Raw genomic sequence first — 5,933 nt, forward strand, 5'->3', positions numbered from 1 at the left:
CACACCCGTTCCCATGCCGAACACGGAAGTTAAGCTCTTCAGCGCCGATGGTAGTTGGGGGCTTCCCCCTGTGAGAGTAGGACGTCGCTAGGCTTAAAGCACAATCCAAATGGGTTGTGCTTTTTTAGTATGAAAAAAGGATGATTAAGCTTCAGGGGGTGAAGAGCTTTGGCTCGAAGAGGCAACCCCTTCGAAGGATCAGCCGATGGAAACAACGTGTGAAAGGTTCGAAGCGAGTCAACATGTCCCCCTGTGAGAGGAAACCTTTCTTTTCGTAAGACAACATGAAGAGCATCGAAGGTGAGACTTCATGGATCACGTCCCCGTAGGAAAGAAAGGTTTAGAGGGACGTCGCTAGGCAAAAAGCACAATCCAAATGGGTTGTGCTTTTTTAGATTTACTTTGTTTATCATTGTTTGTTTAAATTTCTTTTCATAGGGCTGAGCAGATACTCCGTTATGTATTAAGAGGACTCAGAAGCCCTTATTTGTGTTTCAAATGCCGGTATGGTGGATTTAGCGGACTCACAGACCCTTATTGCAGGAAAATTTGGTGAATATCACGTGATTTTATGTAAATAAGAGCCTCTCAGTCCTCATAAGTCATAAAAACGATGATTTTTGTATAATTAAGAGCCTCTCAGACCGCGAAACAATAGGCGAACATCTTCTTAATGATACCCGACTTCTAGGAGCTATAGTAATTAGTTTAAAACACAAGTGACGTCACTAGGTAAAATCACAATCCAAACGGATTGTGATTTTTTAGTATGTATAACGCTTTTAATCCAAATCATGTAGCATAATAAGAATTCCTAAAGCAGTACAATCTATATATAAACACAAACTATATAAGGAGAGATTCCAAATGACTAAGTCCAAAAAAGAACCATTGTTTCAAAGTGGTGAGGATATCAATGATAAGCGCAAAGGTTATTACGGAATGGAGCCAGAGCAGAGTCTTCTTTCGGTTAGTTTTGCAACAACAGAAAATGAATACTTAAATGAGCATTACCAAGAGGACCCAAAAGAAGATCAAGAGGAGTAACTCGTTACTAATTCTTGGTTTCATAAAAAACATGCTCTGCCTCAATTGATTTACCAATATGAAGAATACCATAGGAAAAGTGACTTTGCTTGCGTTTATCTGTCGCAGATCCAGGATTAAATAGCAGCACGCTTCCTATTTTTTTTATTATAGGAATGTGCGAGTGTCCGAAAATGATGCAATCCACATGATCTTCTTTAAATGCAGCAAGTACACGCTTTTCGGTGGTCAATTTTTGACCATGGCCATGAACCACACCGATTTTAAAGTCGGTGATTGATAAAATCAGTTTTTCACTAAAGTGACTTTTGATGTCCGGACCATCGACGTTGCCAAAAACACCTTCAACCCTTGCATATGTAGATAATTCTTCAAACACTGAGATTGTTTGCCAATCTCCTGCATGAATGATTAAATCAGCAGTTTTAAGGTCTTTAAGTAACCTTGGCGGAAGCTCTTTAGCCTTTTTCGGCATATGGGTATCGGATACAACAACAATATTCATTCTTTAATACTCCTTTGTATAGTTAACATCATAGACATGTTTATACTAATACATAATCGTATAGATTAAAACACTGTTGACTTTCCGAATAAAAAGCATATTAATTGCACTTTATTGTCGAATAATTTTATAGTTAAACAAGAAAGGAGTGATTAAGATAACGGTGAAAAGCGAACGATCGATCTTAAAAAAGTGGGATGTTATTCATCAAGTTAGAGGAGCAGGTCACAAACAAGGCTGGGTACTAGAACCAGGCCATTGGTATGATTTTGATCCATTTCTGTTGATGGCAGAAGATTGGTTTAAAAAGGGGACATTTGGATTTCATCCTCATAAAGGAATGGAGACTGTTACATATGTTATCAATGGCAAGTTGGAGCATAAAGACAGTCATGGTGGCGAAGGACTGTTAAAAGCAGGAGATGTTCAATGGATGACTGCAGGACAAGGCATCAGTCATATTGAGGACCCAGTGGTAGGAAGTACAGTACATAGTTTGCAGTTGTGGGTTAACCTTTCGAAGGTAAATAAATCAGCTAGTCCACGCTACCAAGATTTATATAAAAGAAATATGCCAGAAATTAAAGAAGAAGGGGCTACTATCCGGTTATTTTCAGGTTCCTATGGTACTTATCAAGCTGAAACTTTAAATTATACTCCTGTAACAATGATTGATTTTGAAGTTTTAGAAGGAAAAACAATATTGCCAGAAATTCCACAAAGTTATAACGGTTTTATATATATTCTTGAAGGCAGCGGACTGTTTGGAAAAGAAGAAATAAAAGGTGAACAAAACCAAGTGATATGGTTTGGACAAAGTGATAAGCAAGATGAAGATTTAGACCTTATCCGAATAAAGAGCACAAGTGAAAAATTACATGGAATTCTTTTGGCGGGTGAACCGATTAAGGAGCAAGTTGTAGCAAACGGACCGTTCGTTATGAATACAGAAGAAGAAATAAGGCAAGCATTTTCCGATTATCACAATGGAAAGTTTCAATAAAGCAAGTACCGAAAAAATTCATATTATTTTTAAGTTAGTTTGAGAACTCCTCTTTTTTATTTGAGGGGTTATTTTTTTTGCCAAGTAATTAGTTAAATCTCGATATTTACCATCAATATTTAACTCTAAAAAAGAAAAATAATAAGGTAGGAAATTAATCAATTAAAGGAGCTAATACTTATGAAAAGACAACACTTATTAATTTCAATGATTGGATTATTACTTCTCTTTTTAGGTGCTTGCGGCCAATATGGAGGGAATGTTTTTGAAGCTGATCAAGGAGCTACAATTGAAGGGAACGATGTTAGATATGGGCAAGTATCAAGCCAAGTAACAACAATTCCAAGTGATGAATATCCTCACACGAAAGCAGTTCAAGTACAACATGCAAAGTATGAATTTATTATTGATGGTCAAGGACAACAGACTCCTGGTCAGGAACGCGCTGTTCAATTTACACAAGAAGATATAGAACGTCTTTTACCAGAAGACATTACAAGACATCTTCCAGAAGGACGACAATTAACACGAGAAGATATTGCGAGACTTCTACCTGAAGGAGCTCAATTATCACCAGAAGACATTCAACGCCGTTTGCGTGAAGGTGTTGCACAACGACCAGGTACGCAACAGCCTGCACCACAACAACCAGAGGCTGCACCGCAACAACCAGAAGCAACACCACAGCAACCAGAGGCAGCGCCACAAGAGCCGACAGAGCAACCTCAAGAAGAACCTGCTGATGATGATACACCAGCTCAACCTGAACAACGTGCAGAAGGTATAAGTCAAATTGAACAACAAGTTATTGATTTAACGAATGCTGAAAGAAGAAGAGCAGGACTTTCTGATTTACAGGCAGATACTTCATTAAGTAATGTAGCACGTGCTAAATCAAATGATATGCAAGAAAATAACTATTTTTCACATACGAGTCCAACTTATGGTTCGCCATTTGATATGATTCGTGACTTCGGTGTAGATTATAATGCAGCCGCTGAAAACATTGCGCAAGGACAACAATCTGCAGAACAAGTCGTACAAGCATGGATGAATAGTGAAGGACATCGTGCTAACATCATGAATGGAAACTTTACGCATATTGGTGTTGGACATAATGGGAACGGGAACTACTGGACGCAAATGTTTATTAGCAGGTAGTTTTGACATAATAATATAGATATAACGTTTAAAAATAGTGGACCTATGTCGGTTCACTATTTTTATTTTATACGTTTTTCCAAAATGATTAGTGCTATAGATATAGTAGGCATTCAGTTCATTTTGTCGATGGAAACAAAACATTCTTCCTATATAATAAAAAGATGATTAATTATAGGGGGAAGTTATGGGTAAGTTTGGATATATGTTAATTGGATCTTTGTTTACATTAATTCTTTCATTCAGCTATCTTGTATTAGCGGATAGTTTTAATGCTGATCCTTATTCTAAGGATACTTCAATAACGATAATGAGTGAAGAGGAGTATGACACATTTCACGGTAATCGTAAGGATGGATTAGAAGAAGCGGTCGTCGTTCAAGAAGAACCGGTAATTATAGTAGCAAACCATCAAGAAGAGCAGTCTTATGTTAGTAATGAAAATAAAAATGAGGGTGCTTTAACTCCACAATATGATAATGAAGAAGTGATAAGAGAAGATATAGACGTTTCCGAAACAAAGCAATCAATCTCAGCAAAGCAAGGAGAGCCTTCCGCCTTTTTAAACCGTATCGAAAAGCTGGAGATCAAAATTAAGAATGATGACTTTGAGGTAAAAATTAAACAAGAACAGAAAAAGAAAAAAGATAAAGCAGAAGTGGAAATCAAGCATGGAAGAGAAAAAATGAAACTGAAAGGGAAAAAAGCGGATGATTTTCTTGCACAAACCTTTTCTAGTGTTCAACTTAATAACCCAGAAGACTTACATCAAGTGGTAAAAAACATTATAACTTCTTACGGTTATGACTGGGATTCCGTTGAAGTAGAAATTAAAGTCGAATCTAAAGATAATAAATATGAGTATAAACACAACAGTAAATACGCAAAAAGAGGTGTTCATGAAATTGGGCACCTCTTTTTTGCTGTTGACAAACACATAAATTTCCTTAAAAGCAAATATTAATACAGTATTATAAATCTCTATTTATAAAAAAATATTACTACTGCTTTCTTTACGTTAAAAAGTTGCCCTTATGAAAATTGTAAATAAGGAAAAGTGAGGGGTAAGAATGAAAATTAGGCAAAGATTTTCAAATGGGTTGTGGGCTTATATCATTATAATTATATTCCTCTGTTTGTATATCTTCTTACCAGTACGGTAGGATCTCAAATTTATGAGATGATTATGGGTAACATTTATTATTAAATATTTTAATCATTAGCAAAGAACACATTTTATTCTAATGTTATTAGATTTAGATCATCCCTACCTAATTTAATCTATATATACATCCTTATAATCATCCTTATAATAAGATAGGACTATTGATATGGTAGCCAATAGTCCTTCCAGTCATATATAAAGCTTAGGGAATAAAAAAGTTTACTGTTAGCAATAAATTTTACTTAGGTAAACTTCTTAATTGTGATTATAATTGTAAGTCATTTGTTTGTCTAGAGGTTTGCGATAATTTATAGAATATAAAATTCTCCACTAAAAGTCTAGACAGTAATATTTTTATTCTATATAATTGAGCTTGAGATTTTGCATTAGGTCAAAAAAGTTGTTAAGGACAAAAAAATATGCCATGTTCAAAAATGAGTAAAGGCATAATCTATTTAACAATGAATAAACTCTAACGAGAAATTTTTTTCCGCTAAAAGTTGCCTGTATGCAAAAAGGTTAACCATGGACAAACAGGAGTAGATAATAAGAACCTAACTACATACAACAAATACATTTTTACTTCACTGGTTAACTCTAATATAAAGAATGATATCAAAGGAGAGGGGAATGACAATGTTTCAAAAAAAGTCATTATTAAGTTTAAGCTTCATCTTGATTTTTAGTTTTTTCTTAGCAGCTTGTTCTTCAAATGATGCTTCAACAGAGGCAGGGGATGGGCTAAAGGTAACAACGAGTTTTTCAGTTTTAGGGGATATTATTGAGAATATTATTGGCGAACACGGGAGTGTAGAATATATCGTACCAGTAGGAGAAGAGCCGCACGAATATGAGCCGGTCCCAAGTGACTTCCAAAAGGTAGCTGATGCAGATGTTTTCTATGTGAATGGTCTTGATTTAGAAGAATGGTTAGAAAAAGTTGTTTCTAACGCTGCAGATACTGACATTGTTGCTGTATCTGAAGGTGTAACACCGATTCCACTAGTTGGTGACGACGAGGATGATCCACATGCTTGGTTAAGTCCTAAGAA

6 protein-coding genes and 1 rRNA gene are annotated in these 5,933 nt (G+C 35.7%); 6 read left to right on the plus strand and 1 reads right to left on the minus strand.

What is annotated here, in order from left to right; all coding sequences use genetic code 11:
* Both rrf and AC2VNP_RS14465 read left to right on the plus strand, forming a co-directional pair.
* Positions 1–93 (plus strand): 5S ribosomal RNA (gene rrf, locus AC2VNP_RS14460); the annotation flags it as partial.
* A gap of 774 nt (positions 94–867) precedes the next feature.
* The gene (locus AC2VNP_RS14465) at positions 868–1,047 is read left to right on the plus strand and encodes a hypothetical protein (RefSeq protein ID WP_486918008.1); all 180 of its coding nucleotides are present in this window, start codon (positions 868–870) and stop codon (positions 1,045–1,047) included.
* Between the two features lie 7 nt (positions 1,048–1,054).
* Here the strand turns inward: AC2VNP_RS14465 and AC2VNP_RS14470 are convergent, their stop codons facing one another.
* Positions 1,055–1,552 carry a metallophosphoesterase family protein gene (locus AC2VNP_RS14470; protein ID WP_486918009.1) on the minus strand — a complete coding sequence of 166 codons (498 nt, stop codon included), beginning with the start codon at positions 1,550–1,552 and terminating at the stop codon, positions 1,055–1,057.
* A gap of 163 nt (positions 1,553–1,715) precedes the next feature.
* Here AC2VNP_RS14470 and AC2VNP_RS14475 point away from each other — a divergent pair, with 163 nt between their 5' ends.
* The 4 genes from AC2VNP_RS14475 to AC2VNP_RS14490 all read left to right on the plus strand — a co-directional run.
* Positions 1,716–2,555, plus strand: a complete 840-nt coding sequence (locus AC2VNP_RS14475) for a pirin family protein (protein WP_486918010.1) — start codon at positions 1,716–1,718, stop codon at positions 2,553–2,555.
* Positions 2,556–2,735: 180 nt separating this feature from the next.
* A complete protein-coding gene (locus AC2VNP_RS14480; protein WP_486918011.1) occupies positions 2,736–3,716 on the plus strand; it encodes a CAP domain-containing protein in 981 nt (326 codons plus the stop codon).
* Between the two features lie 187 nt (positions 3,717–3,903).
* Positions 3,904–4,680 carry a hypothetical protein gene (locus AC2VNP_RS14485; protein WP_486918012.1) on the plus strand — a complete coding sequence of 259 codons (777 nt, stop codon included), beginning with the start codon at positions 3,904–3,906 and terminating at the stop codon, positions 4,678–4,680.
* An 831-nt stretch (positions 4,681–5,511) separates the two neighbouring features.
* A partial coding sequence (locus AC2VNP_RS14490) for a metal ABC transporter solute-binding protein, Zn/Mn family (RefSeq protein WP_486918013.1) occupies positions 5,512–5,933 on the plus strand: 422 nt, incomplete at its 3' end.

The organism is Alkalihalobacterium sp. TH-98 (genome assembly GCF_057473385.1).